The organism is Dyadobacter fanqingshengii, assembly GCF_023822005.2.
Lineage (GTDB): Bacteria > Bacteroidota > Bacteroidia > Cytophagales > Spirosomataceae > Dyadobacter > Dyadobacter fanqingshengii.
In genome coordinates this window covers 1226735-1251114 of the sequence record NZ_CP098806.1, presented here as the reverse complement: position 1 = coordinate 1251114, position 24380 = coordinate 1226735, and the positions used below count along the sequence as shown (strand labels likewise).

Below are 24380 nucleotides of genomic sequence, written 5' to 3'. Positions count from 1 at the left end.
AATGAGCCGAAACCCTCCCGAACCGCCCCAGTGGGCCACTACCCTCCTGCGCTGGTGGGCCGACCCCAACACTTCGGAAGAAGTGGAGGGCGATTTGCTGGAAATGTACGCCTACTGGAAGCAAACCGCTGGTTCACAGCAAGCAAACTGGCGATACGCACTGAGCGTGTTGAAGTTATTAAGGCCATTTGCCCAACAAAAGAAGTCACACGACTATCCGAAAACTTATCTATTCAGCCATATTATGATACAAAATTATTTCAAAATTGCCTTACGCAACATCCTGAAACACAAAGGATATGCTGCCATTAACATTGGCGGGTTGTCCGTGGGAATGGCCGTTGCCATGCTCATCGGCCTGTGGGTTTATGACGAATTGTCTTTTGACAAATATCATAAGAACCACGACCGGGTGGTGCAACTGTTTCAATTCGTCACCTTTGAGGTTGAAAAATCGACTTACGACGTCATGCCCATTCCGCTGGCAGATGAACTTCGTACGAAATATCCTGATTTCAAATCGGTGGTTATGTCCAAAAGGCAAGGCCAGATTCTCGCTGCCGGTGAGAAGAAGTTTGCAAAAACAGGAAGTTCTGTCGAGCCTGCATTTTTGGAAATGATGTCTGTAAAAATGCTTGCAGGCTCGCACAGCAACGGACTGAAAGACGCCAATTCGATTCTGCTGTCCGAGTCGCTGGCAAAAGCATTCTTCGGAGAAATGAACCCGATTAATCAACTTGTAAAACTTGATAATAAGGTGAACGTGAAGGTCACGGGCGTTTATGAGGATTTTCCAAACAACAGCACGTTCAAAGAAACGCTTTATATCACACCCTGGAACTTGCTTCTTAATAATGATCCTTATGCCAAATCCATTGAAAATGACTGGGACAGCAACAGTTACCAAATTTATGCGCAGTTAAAAGATGGTGCCGACCCTAATCAGGTCTCGGCTAAAATCAAGGAAATCAGGACAAAAATGGATGACCCGCCGCGTTACAAACCTGAATTTTTCCTGCATCCTATGAACAAATGGCACTTGTACGGAGAATTCAAAAACGGTGTAAATACAGGCGGATTGATCCAGTTCGTTTGGCTGTTTGGCATCATCGGCGTGTTCGTTTTGCTGCTGGCCTGCATTAATTTCATGAATCTGAGCACGGCGAGATCCGAAAAGCGGGCCAAAGAAGTCGGCATCAGGAAGGCGATCGGCTCATTGCGAGGCCAGCTGATTGGCCAGTTTTTTAGTGAGTCGCTGTTGGTTGTTTTTTTAGCCTTCATCCTTTCAATTCTTCTTGCTGCGGCGGCTTTACCTTTTTTCAATGGAGTTGCGCAGAAGCAAATGTCAATTTTATGGTTCAATCCTAATTTTTGGTTGTTAGGACTTGGTTTCTGTTTGTTAACCGGCATCATTGCCGGCAGTTATCCAGCGATTTATTTGTCCTCTTTCCAGCCTTTGAAAGTGCTCAAAGGAACATTCTCAGTCGGTCGCTTTGCTGCGATTCCGCGCAAAGTGCTCGTTGTGATGCAGTTCACAGTTTCAGTTACGCTCATTATCGGCACGATCATTATTTTCAGGCAGATCCAGTTTGCCAAAAATCGCCCCGTCGGATACAGTAAAAACGGGTTGATCGAAGTTAAAATGAACACGCCTGAGCTTTTGGAACATTATCAGGCATTGCGGCAGGATCTGCTCAACACCGGCGCGGTGAAGGAAATGTCTCAATCTTCCGGCGTGATAACTGCTCAGGATGGCGGCACTACGGATATTTCCTGGGAAGGAAAAAGTCCGGATACGCAGCCCCTGGTGATGCACAATTCCGTCACGCATGACTACGGCAAAACCATTGGCTGGCAAATGTTACAGGGCCGTGATTTTTCGAGAACATTTTCAACGGATTCCTCAGCCATGATCCTGAACGAGTCAGCCGCAAAATTGATGAACCTTAAAAAACCGCTCGACTCGTTTGTGCGGGCCAGTGGAAAACAATTCAGGATCATTGGCGTGGTGAAAGATATGATCAAGGAAAACCCGTTCTCGCCCGTGAGCCCCTCGTTTTTTGTCGTTAATTATCGGAACATTTCGGTCATTAACATCCGACTTACACCGGATATCAGCGCAAGCGAGGCAATTGGAAAGGTGGAAACTGTGTTTCAAAAATACAATCCCGGCAGCCCGTTCACTTATAATTTTGCCGATGAAGAGTATTCCAAAAAGTTCGGAACCGAAGAGCGGATCGGCAAACTGGCCAGCTTTTTCGCGGTCCTGGCGATCTTCATTTCCTGTCTCGGGTTGTTCGGACTTGCGTCTTTTGTAGCCGAGCAACGCACAAAAGAAATAGGCATCCGAAAAGTCCTAGGCGCGTCAGTGAGCAATCTCTGGGGCATGTTATCAAAGGATTTTGTGCTGTTGGTTATCATTTCCTGCCTTGTCTCCATTCCCATTTCCTGGTATGTCATGAACGACTGGCTCAAAAACTACAAATATCACACAGAAATCTCCTGGTGGATATTCGCATTAACCGGACTGGGCGCATTGGGAATCACTTTACTGACAGTGAGTTATCAAGCCATTAAAGCGGCGTTGCTGGATCCCGTAAAGAGTTTAAGAAGTGAATAAAAATCAGCAAAATACAAACCCGCCGCCCTGGGCCACCAAGCTGCTACGCTGGTGGGCAGACCCTAATACGCTTGAAGAAACGGAAGGCGATATGCTGGAAATGTATGCGTATTGGCAAAAAACAGCCGGATTAACTAAGGCCAAATGGCTATATGCATTCACTGCGATGAAGTTGTTAAGGCCATTTGCACAACATAAAAGATCACAAGAATATTCAGGAAACCACTTCTTCAGTCATGATATGATTCAAAATTATTTCAAAATCGCCTTCCGCAATCTGGTCAAAAGCAAAACGTTTTCGGCCGTAAATGTGCTCGGTCTTGCGCTGGGCATGGCTTGCAGCTTGCTGATCATGCTCTGGATCAAAGACGAGTTGAGCGTCGACGGCTTTCATGCGAACAAAACGCAGTTGTACAGGATTTATATGCGCGAATATTTTAGCGGGAAGGTGCAAGGCGTGATCTGGACGCCCGGACCACTCGCGGAAGAACTCAAAAAATCGGTTCCTGAAATAGAAATGGCGACGCCCTATGAATGGCCGAGCGATGCCACATTCTCGGTTGGCGACAAAATTTACAAGCGCCAGACCAATGCGGCCAGTGCTGATTTCTTCAAGATGTTCAGTTTTAAAATATTACAAGGCACTCCCGAAAGTGCGTTGAAGGATCCCAACGGCCTGGCGATCTCCCGGGATATGGCTATCACTTTTTTCGGGAGCCCGGAAGCGGCTATGGGTAAGCCCATCACAATGGATAATCAAAAAAATCTGATGATCACTGCCGTGTTTGAAAACATTGGCCTGAACAGCACGCTGAAATTTGACTGTTTACGCAGTTGGGAGGGTTTTTTGCAGGATAATGACTGGGCAAAAGAATGGGGCAGCACAGATCCCCTCACTTTTTTCAAGATCAGGGCCGATGCTGACCCTGCAAAAGTAGAAGCGAAAATCAAGCATTTGCTGGACAAGTTCAACCGCGACGAGGGCAAGCCTTTCCGCACACAACTCGCCATGCAGCCATTTCACGAATATTATTTGAACAGCACCATTAAGGATGCCCATATGGACGGAGGCCGCATTGAATATGTCCGATTATTTGCCTTGGTGGCTGTTTTCATACTGCTTATTGCCTGCATCAATTTTATGAATCTGGCTACGGCAAGATCTGCAAAACGAGCCAAGGAAGTGGGTGTCCGCAAAGTGATCGGCGCAATGCGTTCCATGCTCGTCGGGCAGTTTATGGGTGAGGCGATTTTGATCACCCTGTTTTCTATTTCCATTGCTGTCTTACTTGTGGCGGTGCTTTTGCCATCATTCAACAACCTTACCGGAAAGCAAATGTCATTGCCCTTGAGCGAACCCAGCTTCTGGTTGACATTATCCGGCCTCTTGCTCACAACCGGCCTGCTCGCAGGCAGCTATCCTGCATTTTTCCTGTCCTCAATCAATCCGATCCGCGTTTTGAAAGGCACATTGAAATTTGATAGCAAATCCACATGGTTAAGACAAGGACTAGTTGTTTTTCAGTTCGGGCTTTCCATCATTATGATTGTCGGGATGATCACTATTTACAGACAGGTTGAGTTTGTCCAAACGAAAAACCTGGGTTATGATCGTGAAAACCTCATTTATTTCCCAATGGAAGGCGATTTGATCAAAAATTATGACGTTTTCCGCAATGCACTCATGCAGGTTAATGGTGTAACAAGCGTCTCGCATATGACCGCGTCGCCGGGCTCAAATGGTTCCGGAACCGAGGGAATCTCGTGGCCGGGAAGCGAGGCCAATAATCAGGTAAGGTTTACGCCCGCAGGCGTAGGCTACGATTTTGCCAAAACCATGAAACTCGAAATGGCCGCGGGAAGGGATTTTTCAAAAGATTTTGCGACGGATTCAATGGCTTTCCTGATCAACGAAACGGCGCTTAAAGTGATCGGCTTCAAAGATCCGATTGGTAAGAAATTGAAATGGGGGAATCAAACCGGTGTGATCATCGGCGTAATAAAGGACTTTCATTTTTTATCGCTGCATGAGAAAATCCGGCCGCTTATTGCCTACATGAACACCAAAAACAAGACCGGCAGCGCCATTATCCGCATCGACGGCAGCAAAACAAAGGAAACGCTGGCTGGCATTGAGCGTGTTTGCAAAACAGTCAATCCAAAATTTCCTTTTACCTATGCCTTTACGGACCAATCTTACGCGCAACAGTATCAGAGTGAACAGATCGTGAGCAAGTTGTCTGACTATTTTGCTTTTATAGCCATTTTCATTTCCTGTCTGGGATTGTTCGGTTTGGCAACATTTACGGCGGAGCAACGCACAAAAGAAATCGGCGTACGTAAAGTGCTCGGCGCTTCTATAAGCAGCATTGTGGGCCTCTTATCCAAAGATTTCCTGAAACCCGTTGCCGCAGCCATCGTCATCGCCTCCCCGGTTGCGTGGTGGTTGATGAACGCCTGGCTGCAAGGATTTGCTTATCGGATTGACATTGCCTGGTGGATGTTTGTGCTGGCGGGTGTTGCAGTTGTATTGATCGCCATTCTGACGGTCAGTTTTCAAAGTATTAAAGCTGCATTACTTAATCCAGTGAAAAGTTTAAGAAGTGAATAAAGGCACATTAAATGTGCCTTTATTTAAGTCAATATCGGTTTCACAACTTTGCCGTGCACGTCGGTGAGGCGATAGCGGCGGCCCTGGTGTTTGAAGACCAATTGTTCGTGATCTACGCCTAATAAATGCATAACAGTTGCCTGAAAGTCATGCACATGCACAGGATCTTTGATCACATTGTATCCAAATTCATCCGTTTCTCCAAACACGAAACCTTTCTTAACGCCCGCGCCTGCCATCCAGATCGTGAAGCTTCTCGGATGGTGGTCGCGGCCGTAATTGTCTTTGGTAAGCTTGCCCTGCGAGTAAGCACCACGCCCGAATTCTCCACCCCAAACCACCAGCGTTTCATCGAGTAAGCCACGCTGTTTCAAGTCCTTAATCAATGCTGCGGATGCCTGGTCCACGCTTTTAGCCATAGTTTTAATGTCATTCGGCAGGTTACCATGCTGATCCCAGCCCTGGTGGTAAAGCTGAACGAATTTGACGTCCTTTTCAATGAGTTTGCGCGCAAGTAAGCAGTTGGCGGCGAATGTTCCAGGCTTGCGGGATTCCTCTCCGTAGAGGTCAAAAATGTAATCCGGCTCTTTGGAAATATCCATGGTTTCCGGCACCGCCGTTTGCATGCGATAAGCCATTTCATACTGTGCCATCCGGTAATTTACCTCGGGGTCCAGGATTTTCTCAAACTGTGCCTGCTGTAATTTCGCCAGCGAGTTCAGCATTCGGCGGCGGCTTGTTTTATCAATGCCTTCGGGATTGTTCAGGTAAAAAACCGGGTCGGGGCCGGAGCGGAAAACAACGCCCTGATGCACGGAAGGCAGAAAACCGTTACTCCATAATTTTGCATAAAGCGGCTGGTCGCCTGCGCGGCCTTTGGAAAGCAACACGACAAAAGAAGGCATATTCTGGTTGTCTGAACCAAGCCCGTAACTGATCCAGGATCCCCACGAAGGACGCCCGCCTTGCTGGCTTCCCGTTTGGAAAAACGTGACAGCCGGATCGTGGTTAATGGCCTCCGTGTGCATGGAGCGAATGAATGTTACATCATCCACAATGCTGGACGTGTAAGGCATCAACTCGCTGATCATCATATCATTGGAACCGTGCTTGGCAAATTTGTATTTAGAAGCCGCGAGCGGAAAACTGCTTTGTCCGGCGGTCATACCCGTTAACCGCTGCCCTTTCCGCACCGATTCGGGCAGATCCTGGCCCCACATTTGTTCCAATTTTGGCTTATAGTCAAACAGTTCCAGCTGCGAGGGTGCGCCGCTTTGGAACAGGTAAATGATCCGCTTCGCTTTGGGTGCAAAATGAGGCTTACCCAATGGTAATGATGCACCCTCTGGCGTTCCAGAAGCAACTTTCTTCGCCATCGAATCATCTGCATTTAATAGGGAAGCCATGGCGGCCGCTCCAAGTCCAAGGCTTGTTTTTGATAAGAAATTCCGTCGGCTTAACTGCTCGTGCACATGGTTTTCAAGTTCTCTGTAAAAGCTCATAACTGTTTTCTTTTATCTCTTGATCAAAAATTCATCAAAGTTCATGACCGTGCTGGCCACAATTGTTCCCGCCGCAACCTGCGCGGGATCCAACATTTTGTCCACCGGGTATTCTCCCGTCGAAAGGATCTCCTTCACGCGCTTCGGATTCTTGCTGAAATCCGAATATTCTTCTTCATAAAGCTCTTTCAAAATGGACATTTCCTTCTTGCTAGGCGCCCTGCTCGTGAGTGCCGTAAACGCATAAGAAAGCTGTTCATCCAATGTTTTGCCTTTTTTCAGCATTTGCTGCGCCAGCACGCGGGATGCTTCTACAAACTGCGGGTCGTTCATGACCACCAATGCTTGCAATGGCGTGCTCGTTTTCTGCCTTTTGGTGATACAAAAATGCCTTTCCGCTGCATCGAAATTCAACATCATCGGCGGCGGCGAACTGCGTTTCCAGACTGTATATAAGCTCCGCCTGTACAAACTATCGCCGTGCTGCTGCTTGTAAACAACCTCATTCCTGGTTGCTAACGCTTCCCAAAGGCCATCGGGTTGATAAGGATAAGCACTTTTTCCTCCGATTCTGGGCGTAAGTAAGCTACTGGAAGCCAATGCATTGTCCCTTATTTGTTCAGCGCTCATGCGGTAACTCGGGCCGCGGGCATAAAGTCTGTTATCCGGGTCGCTTTCACGCGTTTCAGGATTTCCATTGGAAGATTGCCTGTAAGTGGCCGAAGTCACGATCAGTTTTTGCATGGCCTTGACATTCCAGTTCGATTGACGGAATGTGGCAGACAGATAATCAAGCAGTTGCGGATGCGTGGGCAATTCGCCCTGGTTTCCAAAATCGTCGCTGGAAACCACCAGTCCTTTGCCAAAATACATCATCCAGAACCGGTTCACGGTTACGCGTGTGAAGAGCGGATGATCCTCGTGCAGCAGCCATTTGGCCAGTCCGAGCCTGTTTTTGGGAAAACTTTTGGGTATTTTAAAGAAACTATCGGGTGTATCCGGATTAACGGGCTTACCCGGCGCATCATAAGCGCCGCGATTGAGAATGAACGCCTTACGCGGAAACTTGCGCTCCTTCATCACCATCACATCAATTTCTTTATCCAAAATTTCCGTCTCCTCCCCGATCAGCTTTCTGCTTTCGGCCAGGTGTTTCGTAAATTCAGGATCAACATTATTGAAATAATATTCCTTTAATGATGCCAATTGTGCTGGTTTGCGTGTTGCAGCCGGTGTTTTGATGGCTGTTACCAGTTCATTTTTCAATGTATAAAGGCCCAGCATTTCCAGGCTCGTGAGTGGCCTTGTGTAGATCCTGAATTCGTCTACTTCAAAATTCTTGGTGCGTTGATCGGACAAGCGGCCAATGTTCAGCTTGTCAACATACCAGTTCGTTTTATTCTTCCCATAAAGGATGCTTTCGGTGAGGTTATCATTGTGAACCACCACTTTGGCAGGCTGACCATTGACATATAATTTCAAACCATTGGCTTTGCTAAGACCATCATAAGAAAAGCCGATCTGCGTCCATTTGTTCATCGGAAATTTCTCAACGGTCTGGACCTCTATCGCATTTTCGGGCCATACATGACTCATCATCAACCGGATACGGCCATCTTTTTCGCGGAAAATATTCCAACCACGATAACCATTCATGACGCCGTTGGACTTGTGAATGAGCGAGCCGCTGACGGCAGGATCATGGAGATTAAGCCAAATGCTAATGCTGAATGGTTGATTGCGCTCGAAAAACGCAAATTTATCGCCAAACCCAACCGAATTCTCACCATACATATACCGCGCTTTGCCAATTTTTCCAGGGCGCGAAGCCACATTCGACAAGCTGTCGTCGCCTTCTGATTTGGCCATGTGCTTCGGATCAGCCAGGTTTTTGAATTCCTTTCCTTTGGGTTCATCGAATGTAAAATGCCCCACAAGGTCTTTCGAAGCCGGAAGCAATGCTTTGTCAGGTTCAGTTTCCGCGGTGGTAAGCCAGTTTTGGAAATTTTGATCGGCTATGGCAATGCGTTTCTCTCTTTCCGTATTCTCTCTGGTGAGGTTTGCATGAATGAATTTCAGCTTCGCGTCGGCCTCCGGTGTCGGCAAAGTAATGCTCGGGCTCGCCTCTCCATTGTAAGGGATCTGCCCGTTTTCATTGTTATTATTAAAAAACGAATAAAGCGAATAGTAATCCTTGTGGCTTATCGGGTCGTATTTGTGGTCGTGGCAGCGGGCACATTCAACGCTTATCCCAAGGAATGTTTTACCAAAAGTGTCCACGCGGTCCATTACATAAGCCGTCCGGTATTCTTCGGGGATAATCCCACCTTCCTGACTTTGCTGGTGCATCCGATTAAAGCCCGTTGCAACCATCTGATCGCGTGTGGGTTTCGGTAACATATCACCAGCGAGCTGCCAGGTTACGAACTGGTCGTAAGGCTGGTTTTGGTTAAAAGATTTGATCACCCAGTCGCGGAATGGCCATGCCGTGCGCATGCCATCGTCCTGATAACCGTGCGTGTCAGCGTAACGAGCCGCATCAAGCCAGGAAACGGCCATATGCTCTCCATAATGCGGCGATGCTAAAAGCTTATCAACTGCATTTTCGTATGCTTTCGGCGATTTGTCGGCCAGGAATGCTTTCACTTCTTCGGGCGTGGGCGGCAAGCCGGTAATGTCCAGATAGGCACGCCTTAACAATGTTGTTTTTTCGGCTTCCGGTGCTGGTTTAATGCCTTTTTCTTCGAGTTTGCTGAGGATGAAACGGTCGATGTCGTTTTTGACCCAATCGTTTTTCACTTTGGGAACCTTTGGTTTTTCAACACGGGTAAATGCCCAATGCGGCTTATATTCAGCACCTTCTTCCACCCATTTTACCAGAATCGCCTTTTCGCGTGCAGTCAGCGACAAATGTGATTCCGGCGTCGGCATCAATATTTCGGGATCGGTTGAAAGGATCCTGTGCACCAATTCACTTTTATCCGAGTTTCCCGGCTTGATAGCTTTCAGCCCGCTTTCTGTTTCCTTTTCGTAAGCAGCATTGGCCAGATCCAGTCGCAAACCTGCTTTCTGGTGATTAGCATCCGGTCCGTGGCAAGCGAAACAGCGGTCCGAGAGAATCGGCTTCACATCATAAGTATAATCAATGGGCTGGGATAGTGTCGACATTTCTGCTGCAACATCATCGGGCAGTTCCGCTTTGCCGGCGCAAGAGGCCAGTAAAGCGCCTCCAAGAGGCCATATGAAGCAATATTTGATGAAATTCCTGAACATTAATGGGTTATTTAAATAATAATTCAAGCAAAGAGGATGTTTGCTAAACAGCCTCTTTGCTATATATAACGTTAATAACCAGGGTTTTGCTGTAAAGTAGCCTGGCCATTTTTGGTACTGTAAACAATTGCCTGCTGCGGGATCGGGTAATATTGGTGTTTTTCTTCAAATTTGGCCCCGCTGAGGTAAGTCCGTAAATTTTTCTCTTTGTCAAGATATTTATTCAGCACATTTACTGAGATCCCCCATCTTACCAGATCAAAAAACCGGTGACCTTCCATCGCAAATTCAAGGCGATTCTCGAATCGTACGGCTTCGCGCGCAGTGGCAGCATTGGTCCAGGGATCATTATAAAGGCCTACTACATAATTGGCAGCCGGTTTGCCGGCATCCGTTTTTACAAATCCACCCGGATTAGCAGCCCTTTTTCTAATCAGGTTCACGTATTCCCTCGCTTTTTCAAGGTTGCCAAGTTCCACCTCGCATTCTGCCAGCCACAGTATAACGTGGTCGTAACGCATTAAGCGATAGTTGTTTGTACTTTGTCTCGGGTTTCCGGTCTTGCCGGATTCGGCTTTACTTACGATTTGCTTTTTGGATGAATAAGGACCTGCATAGGACTGGTCACGGATCCAGAAACGGCCTGGATGCACGCCCCAGTCAATGTAAGGAATGCCGCGACGGCCGACAGTCCAGTCCAGGCGGGCGTCGAGCCGGCCTGTGTAAGGTTCAAACGGAGCGGATGAAAGCAGGCCTTCATCATTTTTCACATCTTCGTCATTGAATGTCTGGATCATCGGCAGGCCTTTCGCATCGGTTTTAAAAGCATTCACCAAATTTTGCGAAGCCTGATAAAATCCACAGCAACCGCCGGGGCCATTGGGATACATATAAGTAAGCTCATCGCCCTGGTTACCACCGGAACCGTCCGCAGCCGTTACCGAATACTGCACTTCAAAAACAGACTCGGCATTGTTACGCGTTTCAGCTGCGAAATTGTCATGAAAATTATCCATTAACCGATATTTGCCGCTGTTAACCACCTGAATTAATGCAGCTTTGGCTGCCGTCAAATGTGCAACATTTGGCTGTCCTTTTGGAAATCCCTGGAACATGTGACATTTGCCCAGATAAGCGAGGGCAGCCCATTTGGTGGGCCGGCCGGGCTGAGTTTGGGTTGCGGGCAGATTGTCGGCTGCAAACTGGAAATCGGCTTCGATTTTTGGCCAGGCATCTTCTGTGTTGGGGACTTGCACACTGCCCGGATCGCTCGTATCCCACAGTTGCTCGTCAATGTAAGAAATATTGCCCCACATTTTTTTGGCCTCGAAATGATAATGTCCGCGCAGAAACCGGGCTTCTGCCTGAATCTGCAATTTGCGCGCATCGTCCAGGCCGGCAACTTCCGGCAATGTTTTCAGGACGTCGTTGGAGCGAGCGACACCGTCATATAATGTCCGCCATTTGCCGTAAATGTGCGTGTTGGTGGTGAGCCACACGTAACGTTCCATAAAAGTCTGTTCCGGCTGGTCACCCGCGTCCGATCCTTTGTAAGCATCATCCGAAACCACGCTGCCGAAAATCCAGTTGGAAACTGCTCCGTGCCAGGTTGTTACGCCGCTCGTGCCGATCCCGTCGAGCAATGCATAGGCGCCGGTCAATGCGCCTTCAATGCCGGATGCCGTTTTGATAATTTCGGGGCTATACTGGCCTAATGGCTTCTTTTCCAGGAAAGTGTCGCCGCAGGAAGATGCAATGAAGAAAGTAATAAGTATGAATATCTTTTTCATGTTGGTTCTATTTTAAAATCCAAGACTAAGACCTACGATAATTGACTTTGGCGTTGGATAAACACCTTCATCCACACCGATCTGCCGGTCGGAGCCGCTATTAAAATTCCGTAGATTCACCTCAGGATCAAGTCCGGTATATTTGGTAAAAGTGAACAGGTTTTGCGCCTGCACGTACACTTTCAAATGGTCCGTCCCGATTTTATTCAGAATCGATTTCGGCAAAGTGTATCCCAGCTGAATGTTCTTGAACCGCAGATAAGAACCGTTTTCTACGAAATAAGTAGAAGGCTCACCACTTTGCGCATCATTGGCATCGAGGATCGGAAGCTTGGCGTCTGGATTATCCGGCCGCCAGGATTCGTAAAGCATCCGTTTCGTACGGTTTCCTTGAAACACCTCAAAATCAGTCCAGTAACGCACGTGGTTGAAAATATCATTGCCCTGCACACCCTGCGCAAAAATGGTCAGATCGAAGCCTTTGTAAGCCACATTAGCATTGATCCCATAAGTAAAGTCCGGGTGCGGGCTGCCGATGTAAGTCTGGTCACTGGCATTGATGATGCCATCATTGTTCACATCGCGGTAATCGAACTTGCCGACTCCCTGAGTCCTTTTTCCATTTATATAAATGTTGGAATCATAATATCCCGGAAACTTCGCGTGAGCGGCAACCTGCTCCTCATTTTGCAGGATGCCGTCAATGATATAGCCATAGAAAGACGAGATCGGACGACCGGCGATGGAGCGCGTCACGGCTGGTGTACGCAAAGAGAACCCGGGTAAAAAGTCGTTCGGGTTTTGCGGGTCAAGCGCGAGGATCTTGTTCCGGTAAGTTGAAAAGTTGACGCCAATGCTGTAAGTGAGCTGTCCGTCCATCACCGCATCATTGTAATTCAAACCGAGGTCAACGCCCCGATTTTGCAAGGAAGCAATGTTTTGCGCGGGAATAGAGGCGTCTCCCAGGCGGGGATCATATGCTTTTGTATAAAGCAAATCTCTCGTCTGGCGATCAAAAACATCCAGGCTCAGGTCAAATTTCCCTTTGAACAAATTGGCATCCAAGCCCACATTGACGGTTGTGGTTGTTTCCCATTTCGCATTAGGGTTACCAAATCTGGCCAGATCAAAACCCTGCACATAACCGATCGGCGCACCGCCGATTCCGTAACCGCTGCTGTTAGGATTACTTTGGTAAGTGGAATAAGCATTAAAATCCCCGATTTCCTGGTTACCCGTCTGGCCCCATCCTGCCCTCAATTTCAGATCTGTGATGAAGCTTACATTGGATAAAAAAGCTTCCTTGGATAAGCGCCAGCCTACGCTCGCTGCCGGGAAAGTGGCATAGCGGGAAGCTGCCTGGAACCGGGAAGAAGCGTCGCGCCTAACCGTTCCCTGCAACAAATATTTGTCCTGAAATGCATAGTCGATCCGGCCGAAATAGGAAAATAACGACCACGACGAAGAAGCATAGCCGCTGTTGGTGGATGTGGAAGGATTACCGGCATCAATATATCTCAGATCCTCCGCATTGGAAAAGAAACCCTGGCGGTAAGCATTTACAAAATTTCCGTAAGAATCAATGGATTCCAAACCCGCGAAAACATTCAAATGGTGGTCGCCGAAAGTTTTGTCGTAGGTCAGCGAGTTGGTCCAGGTCCAGGCATAGCTGTAACTTCTGTTTTCACTTAAACTGTTGACATTGGTCCCGTGCGCGAGCTCGATCTCAACGGGCGTAAAGTACGTTCCGGCTGAAATCGTTGCATCGATCCCGAAGCTGGTTTTGGCTGTCAGGTTTTTGAGAATGTCCACTTCGGCGTAGGAGTTGCCGAAGATCCGCAAGTCTTTATAACCATTGTTTTTATTCCTTACCAACTGTCCGACCGGGTTATTGGCATTACCCAAATTACTTCCCAATGTTCCTGCGAAGTTTCCGCCAATGTCGTAAACAGGAATGAGCGGCTGCGCGCGATAGGTGTTTGAAACCTGGCTTGATTCGTTGTTATTTCCGTAATTTCCCTGACGCTGTCCGTAAGCTACCTGCAAATTCTCACCAATGCGGATCCGCTTTTTAATCGTAAACTCAGTATTGGCACGCACCGAATAACGTTTGTAACCATTATGGATCAGAATACCCTGCTGATTGAAATAGTTGGTTGAAAATGCATACCGGCTCTTCTCCGAACCTCCCGAAACGCCCAGCTGATAATTCTGGATCGGCGCAGGATCGAAAACCTCATTCATCCAATCCGTTCCTTCTTTATTCGCTTTCGTGATGGAAAATTTTGTTTTACCAAATTGCGGATCGGTGTAACGGTCGAAGCTGTAATTGGCCGGGTTCACACGCGGATCGCTTGCCGAAGCGCCGTCCGGGATAATGTAGTCGGGAATGACAGGCTCGGCGCCGCGGCCAAATTGCGCGTGCTCCGGATTTCCGGTCGTCGGGTTTACAACATTTGCGTTCTTTTTACTTTGCCAAAGATACTGGCCATACTCGGCCGTGTTCAGCAGATCCATCGTTTTGGCAAGTCGCTGAACGCCGTAATAAGCGTCAAATGTAAACTTCGGCACGCCGTTCTTTCCTCTTTTGGTTGTGATAATGACTACGCCATTCGCTGCCCGTGAGCCGTAAATGGAAGCGGAAGATGCATCCTTTAAGATCTGAATGGATTCGATGTCATTCTGGTTGATCGTGTTCAGGCTTCCTTTGGTAGGCACGCCGTCGATCACATATAAAGGATCATTGTTTCCCAATGTGCCGTAACCACGCACCCGAACCGCCACGCCGCCACCGGGCGTGTTGTCCGTTCCCACGGTCACACCTGCGGCCCGGCCCTGCAATTGCTGCGCAAGATTAGTTGCCGGAACGGATAAGAGCTTATCTGCATCGATGACACTTACGGAGCCTGTAATGTCTCTCCTGGATTGTGTGGTGTAACCCGTCACAACCACTTCGCTCAACGCCTTAATGTCCGCTTCCAGGGTTACGTTTACAGATGACCGGTTAGCCACCTGGATTTCCTGAGATACGTAACCGACGAAGCTGAAAACCAAAATGGATCTCTCATCGGGAACAACCAGCGTATAGGAACCGTCGCCACCAGTGATCGCTCCCTGCTGTGTGCCCTTCACAACCACGCTCACGCCCGGAAGCGGCTCTTTGCTGTCGCTGGCCAGCACCTGACCTTTGATCGTAATGTCAACCGGGTGCAGATAAGGAAGCGGGATCAGCATGCCCTGTTCTTTGGTTGCATCAGGCGTATCTTCCTGTTTTTTATTCAATATAATGTATTCACCTGACACCGAAAACCTGATCTGTAAGGGCACGAGCAGCTCTTTCAACACCATACTTAAAGTCTGGTTGTTTGCGTTAAGGGTCACTTTTTGGTTTCTGATCAGGGAGGGAACGTACGAGAACTTCACCTTTGCTGACTTCTCAATGCTGGCCAACACACTTTTCAATTCCTGCTGATTGGCCTGGATACTGACCTCCCGGTTCAGCAGTTCCTGCGCCAGTCCGTCGTTCGCAAACGAGAGGCTGGTAAAAATCAGCGACACAAGAAATGGGATGCATGTAACTTTAATCACAGTTACCAGAATTTTTAATGGTATACTATTTTTCTTCATAACATTACATTGGTTTTTGGGTTAGGAATAGCAATTTGTTAATCACAGCCTTCGCTCGAAACGATCACTTGCCCGTCGCTCACGCGATAGCTCGCCCCGATGGTCTGGCAGATAATGTCAAGCTTCGTAAAAAAAGGCTCATTGCTCAGCTCAACATGCAGCGAACATTTTTCCATGACCGTGCTGTCGTACACGATGGGAATGCCGTAAACCTTTTCGAGCGTGGCAAATACTTTGTGAATGGGCTGGTCCATAAACACAAATCCGGATTGCGTTTCAGGCTTGATGAGTTCAAGCGGCGTGCTGGATATGGATTTGGAGAGAAGATTATCTTTGGTTGAAAAAATGGCCTGCTGATTGGGCGTCAGCAGCAGTTCGGTGTTGCGATTGTTCTGATTGTCAATGTCCTTCATGGCCAGGACCGAGACTCTTCCGCTTCGAACCAGCACTTCCACATTGGACTCCGTGGTTTTCACCAGGAAGCTGGTTCCGACAACGCGGGTAACAAGCCCGTGTGCGTATACAAAGAACGGGTTAAGCGCGTCTTTTTCCACCTCAAAAAAGGCTTCTCCGGCCAGGTAAACTTCCCTCTTTTTGTTGTGTATGAATGCCTCCGCATAGCTGATCCGGCTTGCGGGAGAAAGTGCCACTACGCTGCCGTCGGGCAGGGTGACGGACATTTTCTGATTGGTTTTGTTAACGATCTCCTTCATCGGGACCGGTACTTGAGACACATATTGCTTGTAGTCGGAAGCGGGTTGTTCCTGCTGCATTCTATGCGAGATTCCCCAGCCTACGCCCATGATCAGCAGCGCAGAAGCGGCCACCGATATCCAGGTCCGGGTGAATTTGTAGGAAAATGGTCGCGTAACCTGTGTCTCGGTGCTTTTCAGGATCCTGTTCACCTGTTTTTCCAGGTCGTCTTCGGAAAGGTCTGAATGGGTTTGGTTCCAGGTCAGCAGCAATTCCCGGGCTTGCTGCATAATGATTTTTTTGTCGGGATACTGTCCTTCAATGTTCGTCCAGAAATCAGCGGCCTGATGATCTTGCTGGATTACCCAAAGTCTGAAATTTTCGTCTAAGAGGAAATCTTCCAGATTATATTTGTCATAATATTTCATAATAAAGCACCATAATTGTAGCGCTTACAATGACATAGTCAGAAAGTCACAGAAAAATCATGGAAAAAATTGAAATATTTTTAAATAAACATTTTGGGAAAGATATTTTATTGATAATCAGATTGATACAAAAAACAAAATAATGGTATGCAGGAGCGTCTCCCACTTTTCCCGGAACAATTTGAGTGTAATATGCAGCAGATTGGCAACAGCCGGACGCGTGATCCCGAGCACGGTCGCAATTTGATCGTTGGTGAGGTTTTCGTAAAATTTGAGATAGATAATCTCCTGCTGCCGGGGCGTTAATGTATGCAGCACATAACCGATCTGTTTCTTCGTTTCATCCGTATGCTCGGACGAAATAATCCTGGATTCAATGTCTTCTTCATTCAGAAAAAGCGCTTCGCCGTCGTCGAGCGAAATAAATACGTTGGTGCGTTGCTTTTCCTTGAAAATGCGGTTGCGCAGGCTTTTCAGTAAATAGGGCTTTATCTGATCCGTTGCACCCAGGAATTCCCGGCGGTCCCACAGCGTGGTGAAAACATCATGGATGCAATCTGTGAGCGCCTCATGGTCGGCGAGCAGCTTTTTTCCGTAATCAAACAATGTGCGGTAATGTTCCCTGATCATAGATTCAAAAACAGCACGGTCGCCGTTCTTGAATTTTTGCCAGAGAAGCGCATCATTTTCCATTGGTTAGCAAGAAACGAAGGCAACAATACCTAATTTCTTTATTAAGTATAATTCTACCTTTTATTACTGCAAATGCGTGCAGGAAAGGACTATGTAACCATCGCGATACTACCGATAAATAAGAAACGAAATTAGAATAGTCCGTTTGGAGCTTGTTTTAGTAATATTACTGCGTCGTTTTACTCACAACTTCCAAACCTGTTGCTTATGAAGACTATTCGTCTACTCGGACTTTCCTTTTTCCTTTTTGCTTCTGCCCTCAGCTGTACGGATCACGCAGCTGACCCCGTTGAATTTAGTTCCGCAGAGTTTTCCAAAGGCAACCTGATTGCCCCGATTGCCATCACCAAAGGCGACAATAACAGACTTTGGGTGACCGAGCAGGGAAGCGCAACCGATCAGGGCGACACCTGGGACGGACGAGTTTCGATGCTTGGCGAAGATGGCACCGTGTATCCAGCCATTACTGGATTTTTGTCAAAGAGCAGCGTCGAAAAGATGCCTAGCGGCCTGACTCACCTTTTATACAAGGAAGGAATGCTTTACATTCTGCACGGTGTGGAAGGCAGGCTTTACAAAGCAAATGTTTCATCCTGGAACCCGGGCGACGCGCCGTTGAAAGCAGCTGACATTCCTTTCGAAGACTTGGGCACTTTTGTAAAAAGCCAGCTTCCTGATTCCACTGCGGAGTCTAACTTATACAACCTGACCTGGGGACCAGGCGGTGACCTTTTCATCACGGACGCTGCCGGTAACATGATCATTCGCAGAAAAAACGATGGATCAATAAGCAAATTTGCGACTTTCGAAGATTTTGACAATCCCAAAAAACCAGTTGGCGGGCCAACCGTGGACTTCGTTCCGACAGGCATTGCATGGGACGGCAACAAATTCTTCGTTACGTCTTTAACAGGCTTTCCATTCAATAGCGGCTTAGCTGAGATAAAACAAGTGGATCAATCGGGTGGCGTATCTGAATACAAAAAAGGATTCACAACATTGGTTGATGTGGTGCTAACCGATAGCAACAAACCGCTTGTACTGCATTTCGCCAACTTTTCCGCAGGTTTCGAATTTGAGCCGGGAACAGGAACTGTATCCAATGAAGACGGAGGTGTAGCATTAGCCGGGTTGATCATGCCGACTGACATTGAAAAGGTTTACACCAACACTTACTACGTGGTTTCGCTTGGAACAAGCAAAGTGTACAAGCTCACTTACTAACATAGGCTGAGAAGCGAGTTGGATATAAAAAACGCCCCCCTGATCGGGAGGCGTTTTTTTGTGCCCGACGAAGCATTTGATTATTTTTATCCCCCTGTCTTCCAAGCTTTTGACTGTTTCCGGTGATACCCGGGAATCTGTAACAATGTATTGCACCTGATCCAGGTCGCATATTTTGCCTGGCTGAGTCCGTGAAGGGCTTCATCAAGCAGGATAGTCCTATGCGAAAGTTCTTTGGTAAAAAATAACCCCGGTTACTCGCTTTTCAGCACCTTGGCCGGATTGTTTCTGGCGGCTTTCACCGTCTGCGATCCGATCATCAGAAAAGCGAGTAACATCACAACCACAACCCCTGCGAGCAATTCCAGCATGTTGATCGGCTGGTGATACGGGAAGTTTTCGAGGACGATTTTATCAAAGAAGAAATAAGTTGCCGGAATTGCGATCAACGCAGAAACGATCAGCAGGATCAAAAATCCTTCGCACAGAAAATAAACCAATCCGCCCTCGCTAGCACCCAGCACTTTGCGGATACTGATCTCTTTGAGCTTCGTTTCGGTAGTGAAAACGACCATACCAAACAGTCCGAGCGAAGCAATACAAATCGCCAGAAAGGCAATGAAACCAATGATCTTTACCATCACCGAAAACTGGCTATATGCCGACTCAATCTGGTCGTTGTAGAATTTCGCCTGAATGGGATGCACTTTATCCACCTTCCGCCACGCGGTTTCGAGCATTTCCATCGTGCCGGGCAAGTCGCCGGAAGCGATCTTCACATTGAGATAACCCGATGGCTCATTGGCAGAATAACGAAATATAACCGGCTCAATCTTAGCTTCCAGCGTGCCGTAATGGAAGTCCCTGATCACACCAATGATCGTCAGCGCCTGACCGTCCACTGTTACGACCTTACCCAGCGCATTTTCCGGGTTTCTCTTGGCGATGTTAAATCTTTTCAAGACCTGTTCGTTGACGATCACTTCGCTTTCCTTCCCTTTTTCAGGCTTCAATTTGAAGTTTGTACCAGCCAGTAATTTATGATCATGCAGTGGCATATAATGTTCGTCTATCAGGTTTAGCCACACATTATTGGAATCAAGGCCATATTTAAGCGTCGATCCGTGGTAACTTCCGAGGCTCGTGATCATCAGCGATCGTGAAACCTCTTTTACGGCGGGAATCTCGGCGAACTGCTTTGCCATGATATCGGGTTTATTCCCCTGCATTCGAATGTTGACAATGTTTTCTGTCTCAAAGCCCAGGTCGAAACGGAGCAGACCTTTGTATTGATTATAACCGACAAGCGTTGCTGCAATGAAGAATAGCGACAAGGTATATTGAATGACGATCAATGCTTTACGCATCCCAACCCGGCGAAACAGAGTAAGATTCGACACGTCCTTCATCACCAGCAGTGCGTTGATCCGGGAGAAAAATAATGCTGGCAAAAAACCAGCGGCCAGGCCAACGAAGCAGGCCAGCGCGATAAAATAAAGGATCGTTTTGAAAGACAAATCCAGGGAAACGAGATCGGAAATGTTGGGATCCAGGGCCAGGAATTCTTTCTTCAAAAACAGGAATAGCCCAAATGAGAATAGGAGCGCGAGCATGGCAATGATCACCGACTCTGCCATAAACTGACCCAGAACGTGACTCTTTCTGGCGCCGATGATCTTTCTGATCCCAACCTCACGAGAGCGCCGGAGCGAGCGTGCTACGGACAAGTTGGTGTAATTGAAACAGGCTGAAAGTATGATTACGAAAGCCAGTCCGCTCAAAACCCAGGTAACGACCGGCGAAATGGCTGGACCAACATTGTTCGACAATTTCCCTCCCAGCACCGCGCCGTTCATGGGTTTCAGGGAAATGGATACTGATTTATCTTTGTACGCTGCGCTTTCCTGCTTGCTTATTTTTGCCAATTCCGATTGCACGGGCGCGAGCGCGGGATGCGCTGGCATTAACACATACACGTAATTTGACCAGACATTATCCCAGTCATAAAAGTTGGTTTTCTCCGCCTGCTGCGCTTCGATTGTGGCGAAGGAAACGAGCATTTCGAACCGGATGTGAGAGAGTTTGGGCAAGTCCTTCACAACGCCGCGGACCACATAACTGGTGGTATCAAACATGACGGGTTTGCCAATCGGGTCCGCTTCGCCAAACATTTTCCGGGCCGTTTTTTCGGATAGAACCAAAGAGTAGGGTTCTTCCAGTGCGGTTGCTGCGTTGCCTTTGACCAGCGGGAATGTAAAAACTTTGAGAAAAGCGTTATCAGCCCAAATTGCTTCCAAAGGAAATGTGGAATTGCCTACGCGGGCGTCGCCCGAGAATCCGTTGCGAAAAGTGGTGACCTGCTCTGCACCAGCAACCGTTTCCCGGATTTTCTGGCCGGCCTTCACCGAAGTGGAAGCAAGCTCCATAGGCGGCTGATCGGCATTTCGAAAAGTGGTAATAACGCGGTAAATCCGGTCGCCCTCCTGGTGAAAATCGTCGTAGGAATTTAAGTCAGTGATTACGGCTATCACAAGCAGGCCAACGGACATGCTCACAGCCAGGCCGATAATGTTGATCAGGGAGAATAATTTGTTGCGGACGAGGCTGCGTCGCGAGGTTTTCAGGTAGCTCCCAATCATGATCCAGTGAATGAAAAGGTTGAAGAATTCTATTTTCCGAATGGTGTATGGCCTTAAAAATTTGATCACGTCGATCACATAAACGATCCTTGCCCGGCGCAATCCCTTATTCTTTACATTTCGCTCAAAATATTCGAACAAGTCCCCTTCCAAATCTTCCAGCAGACGGGGGCGACAATACCATTGCAGGAAGCGGGTTGCCCAGCGCGGAGGTTGATCAGTTGCTTTCATATGGAGCCTTCGAGGTTAAAGCCGGGAATGTTGCGCCAGATATTTTCGCGCACCTCCTTGGATTTTGTCAGTGCGACTTTGCCCGCGTGGCTGACCTCGTAAAAACGCTTCCGCTTACCACCCCTTGTGCTACTCGCTTCCCCTAGCCTGCTTTTCGCCAATCCCTTCTCTTCCAGCCGGTTCAAAACCGAATGCACCACGCCCAGCTTAGCCGTACGCCCCGTATATTTTTCCAATTCATCACAAATAGCGACACTATAAGCTTCACTCGCCAACGAAGCGATCGTCAGCAAAACCAGCTCCTCAAATTCCCCCAGGTTAGTCCCCTTCATAAAAATCCAACACGAAAAGTGTATATCTTCACCAAATGTATGTAAAACGGTTTTATTAATTCTTGTTTTGTATGTATAATATTTTTTGGAGCCTCAAAAAACGCAACTTTGACGCAGAATCATTGATACTAGCCGAGAAATAATTCAATAGAACAGATCCCGGGCCATGCTTGCTTATTCAGAATTACCTTTTCTGTCAGCATGTATTTTTGTTATATTGATGAAAGCGGGGACGTTGGAAAAATAAAGTCTCCTTCGCAATTTTTTGTTCTCTCTGCATTATGCGTTCACGAATCTGCCTGGCAGACATTGCTTGATGATTTGATCAAGTTTCGGAGACACTTGAAAAAAGTATACGGCTTGACGATGGCCGAGGAAATTCATGCATCCGTATTCATTAATGGAAACCCTAACCTGAAAGCAGGCATATCAAAAAACCACAAAATATTGATTCTGAGAGAATGTTTGCGGTTTTTGAACGCTAGAAGCGATATAAGCATTGTTACCGTGCGGATTGAAAAAAATCCGGGTTACGCCAATGATGTGTTTGAATATGCCTGGAAATTACTTATCCAAAGGATCGATAACACATTAAAAGCAGGAAATTTTCCAGGAGCACTAAAGACGGATAAGGGACTAATAATCAGCGACAATACAGATGAAATGAAACTGAGAAAACTGTTGCGAAAAATGAGGCGTTTTAATTTGGTCCCAAGCAAGTTTCGGAGGATTTCGCTGGACGCGAAAATTACGGGCATCATTGAAGATCCGGTGAGCAGGGATTCAAAATCGTCCTATATTCATCAAATGGTGGACGTAGTCTGTTACTTCGCGAGGCAATATTATGAACCTAATAAAACGATTAGAAAGAAGGGCTTGCGGAACTTCTATATGGCAAATTTGGAGAATGTTTTAAACAAAAACATCTCGCCAAAGAACACAGTAAATTATATACTTGAACAGCAGGCATAAAAAAAGGGGAGCATTGCAGCACCCCGGAGGGCTCCTACTACCCCGGTCAAGCCGAGATTCAGAACCGTTACAAAAATAACATAAAAACCCGATAAGACAACAAGCTTCCTACAAATTCGCTTGCTACTCCGCCGAAATACAAGCCATGTATGCCCGTTTCAGGGAAGATGTGATATCGTCGTAGCGTAGTGGTTTGGAAATGTAGTCGTCCATGCCGGCAGCGAGGCACTCTTCGCGGTCTTCTTTCATGGCGTTGGCAGTCATGGCAATGACGTAGGGTTGGTCGATCTGCTGTTTGCGGATGCGGCGCGTGGCCTCCAATCCATCCATTTCGGGCATCTGGACGTCCATGAAAACCACGTCGAATTTTTCGGAATATGTTCTGGCAACGACTTCCACGCCATCGCGCGTCACAATCGGGCTGTAACCCAATTTCCCAAGTATCCTGACAAACAGCATTTCGTTGATCTGATTGTCTTCCGCTATCAGGATCTGCAATGGATACTGAACAGCAAAATCCTCCGAAAGCGGCGACTGCACAGGCGGCAAAATCTGCCGGAGTGAATCACCCTGGTTTTTAAGTTCCATCTGAATGAGCTGACCGAGCTGCTGATGCTTAACCGGTTTGGTCAGAATAGCTGCGAACAAATCCTTGAAATTCCTGCGTCTGTCGTCGCCTACCGAACTCAATAAGAAAATGGGCACTGCCGGGCAGCGTTCTTTTATTTTTGCGGCCAGGCTGACCCCATCCATTTCCGGCATTTGCTGATCGGTGATGATCAGGTCAAATTTTGCGCCGCTATCCAGGATTTCCAGCGCCTGCCTTCCCGATGACGCCAGTGTGGGCACCAGTTTCCATTGCTCCATCTGCGCGTGGAAAATCCGTAAATTGGTATCATTGTCATCCACAACCAAAACTGCTTTCCCGTCGTTTTCTGTGGTGTTGAAATGCACATATTGGCGCTGAGATTCATGACTGACCGCCGCCAGAATAGAAAAGTGAAAGCTTGTCCCCTTATCCGGCTCACTATCCACGCTAATCTCCCCGCCCATGAGATTTACAAGTCGTTGACTGATCACCAAACCCAGCCCCGTTCCCCCATACTTGCGCGTATGCGAGGAATCAACTTGTGAAAATGCAACAAAAAGCCGGTCGAGCTTATCGGCCGGAATGCCTATCCCCGTGTCTTTGATCTGAAAATTAATCTCAATTTCATCATCACTCATATATTTGACAAGCTTCACAATCACCAGAATTTCACCCTGGTGCGTGAATTTGATCGCATTTCCGACAAGGTTGATGAGGATCTGACGCAGCCGCTGACTGTCGCCAATGATCTGGTTAGGAACTTGTGGACTGATCTGATAAACGAGGTCCAGCCCGATCACAGCCGCTTTGGAAGAAAATATATCCAAAACACCCTCAATGCAGTCCCGAAGGTTGAAACTGATCCTTTCCAGTTCCATGTTTCCAGACTCGATTTTCGAGAAATCCAGAATGTCGTTAATCACCGTCAGCAGGCTGTCGCCACACTTGATAATGGTGTCTGTATATTCCGTTTGTTCCTCATTCATAGGCGTTTGCGCGAGCAGCAGCGCCATCCCGATCACTCCGTTCATGGGCGTACGGATCTCATGGCTCATTGTCGCCAGAAACACGCTTTTAGCCATATTGGCCTTTTCCGCTTCCTGTCTTGCCAGCAGTTCCCTTTCATGCTGGCCCTGTAAACGGGCGTTCATTATTT

The 24380-nt window shown here is 47.6% G+C and carries 13 protein-coding genes; 4 read left to right on the top strand and 9 right to left on the bottom strand.

What is annotated here, in order from left to right:
* The first annotated feature begins 1 nt into the window (after window position 1).
* Together NFI81_RS04940 and NFI81_RS04935 are read left to right on the top strand one after the other, a co-directional pair.
* Window positions 2-2620 (top strand): ABC transporter permease, encoded by a 2619-nt coding sequence (locus NFI81_RS04940; RefSeq protein ID WP_234613707.1) that lies wholly within the window; start codon window positions 2-4, stop codon window positions 2618-2620.
* Window positions 2613-5231 carry an ABC transporter permease gene (locus NFI81_RS04935; protein WP_234613709.1) on the top strand — a complete coding sequence of 873 codons (2619 nt, stop codon included), beginning with the start codon at window positions 2613-2615 and terminating at the stop codon, window positions 5229-5231. The genes NFI81_RS04940 and NFI81_RS04935 overlap by 8 nt, the downstream gene beginning before the upstream one ends.
* A 23-nt stretch (window positions 5232-5254) precedes the next feature.
* Here the strand turns inward: NFI81_RS04935 and NFI81_RS04930 are convergent, their stop codons facing one another.
* The 6 genes from NFI81_RS04930 to NFI81_RS04905 form a co-directional block, all read right to left on the bottom strand.
* Window positions 5255-6733: a DUF1501 domain-containing protein gene (locus tag NFI81_RS04930; RefSeq protein WP_234613711.1), complete on the bottom strand. Its 1479-nt coding sequence runs from the start codon at window positions 6731-6733 to the stop codon at window positions 5255-5257.
* 12 nt (window positions 6734-6745) lie between these two features.
* The gene (locus NFI81_RS04925) at window positions 6746-10006 is read right to left on the bottom strand and encodes a DUF1553 domain-containing protein (protein ID WP_234613714.1); all 3261 of its coding nucleotides are present in this window, start codon (window positions 10004-10006) and stop codon (window positions 6746-6748) included.
* A 71-nt stretch (window positions 10007-10077) separates the two neighbouring features.
* The gene (locus NFI81_RS04920; RefSeq protein ID WP_234613715.1) at window positions 10078-11796 is read right to left on the bottom strand and encodes a RagB/SusD family nutrient uptake outer membrane protein; all 1719 of its coding nucleotides are present in this window, start codon (window positions 11794-11796) and stop codon (window positions 10078-10080) included.
* 12 nt (window positions 11797-11808) lie between these two features.
* On the bottom strand, window positions 11809-15423 hold the full coding sequence (locus NFI81_RS04915; RefSeq protein WP_234613716.1) for a SusC/RagA family TonB-linked outer membrane protein: 3615 nt from the start codon (window positions 15421-15423) through the stop codon (window positions 11809-11811).
* Window positions 15424-15461: 38 nt separating this feature from the next.
* Window positions 15462-16544: a FecR family protein gene (locus NFI81_RS04910; protein WP_234613717.1), complete on the bottom strand. Its 1083-nt coding sequence runs from the start codon at window positions 16542-16544 to the stop codon at window positions 15462-15464.
* A gap of 117 nt (window positions 16545-16661) precedes the next feature.
* Window positions 16662-17237 carry an RNA polymerase sigma factor gene (locus NFI81_RS04905; protein ID WP_234613718.1) on the bottom strand — a complete coding sequence of 192 codons (576 nt, stop codon included), beginning with the start codon at window positions 17235-17237 and terminating at the stop codon, window positions 16662-16664.
* Between the two features lie 207 nt (window positions 17238-17444).
* Between NFI81_RS04905 and NFI81_RS04900 the strand changes: the two genes are divergently transcribed.
* Window positions 17445-18461 (top strand): ScyD/ScyE family protein, encoded by a 1017-nt coding sequence (locus tag NFI81_RS04900; protein ID WP_234613719.1) that lies wholly within the window; start codon window positions 17445-17447, stop codon window positions 18459-18461.
* Between the two features lie 254 nt (window positions 18462-18715).
* Here the strand turns inward: NFI81_RS04900 and NFI81_RS04895 are convergent, their stop codons facing one another.
* Both NFI81_RS04895 and NFI81_RS04890 read right to left on the bottom strand, forming a co-directional pair.
* The gene (locus NFI81_RS04895) at window positions 18716-21331 is read right to left on the bottom strand and encodes an ABC transporter permease (protein ID WP_234613720.1); all 2616 of its coding nucleotides are present in this window, start codon (window positions 21329-21331) and stop codon (window positions 18716-18718) included.
* Window positions 21328-21663, bottom strand: coding sequence for a PadR family transcriptional regulator (locus tag NFI81_RS04890; protein ID WP_234613721.1), 336 nt, complete (start codon window positions 21661-21663; stop codon window positions 21328-21330). The genes NFI81_RS04895 and NFI81_RS04890 overlap by 4 nt, the downstream gene beginning before the upstream one ends.
* Window positions 21664-21864: 201 nt before the next feature.
* On the opposite strand from NFI81_RS04890, the gene NFI81_RS04885 reads away from it, so the two are divergent.
* Entirely contained in the window at window positions 21865-22635 is a 771-nt protein-coding gene (locus tag NFI81_RS04885; RefSeq protein ID WP_234613722.1) for a DUF3800 domain-containing protein, read from the top strand.
* Window positions 22636-22758: 123 nt separating this feature from the next.
* Here the strand turns inward: NFI81_RS04885 and NFI81_RS04880 are convergent, their stop codons facing one another.
* On the bottom strand, window positions 22759-24375 hold the full coding sequence (locus NFI81_RS04880; protein ID WP_234613723.1) for a response regulator: 1617 nt from the start codon (window positions 24373-24375) through the stop codon (window positions 22759-22761).
* Window positions 24376-24380 lie beyond the last annotated feature (5 nt).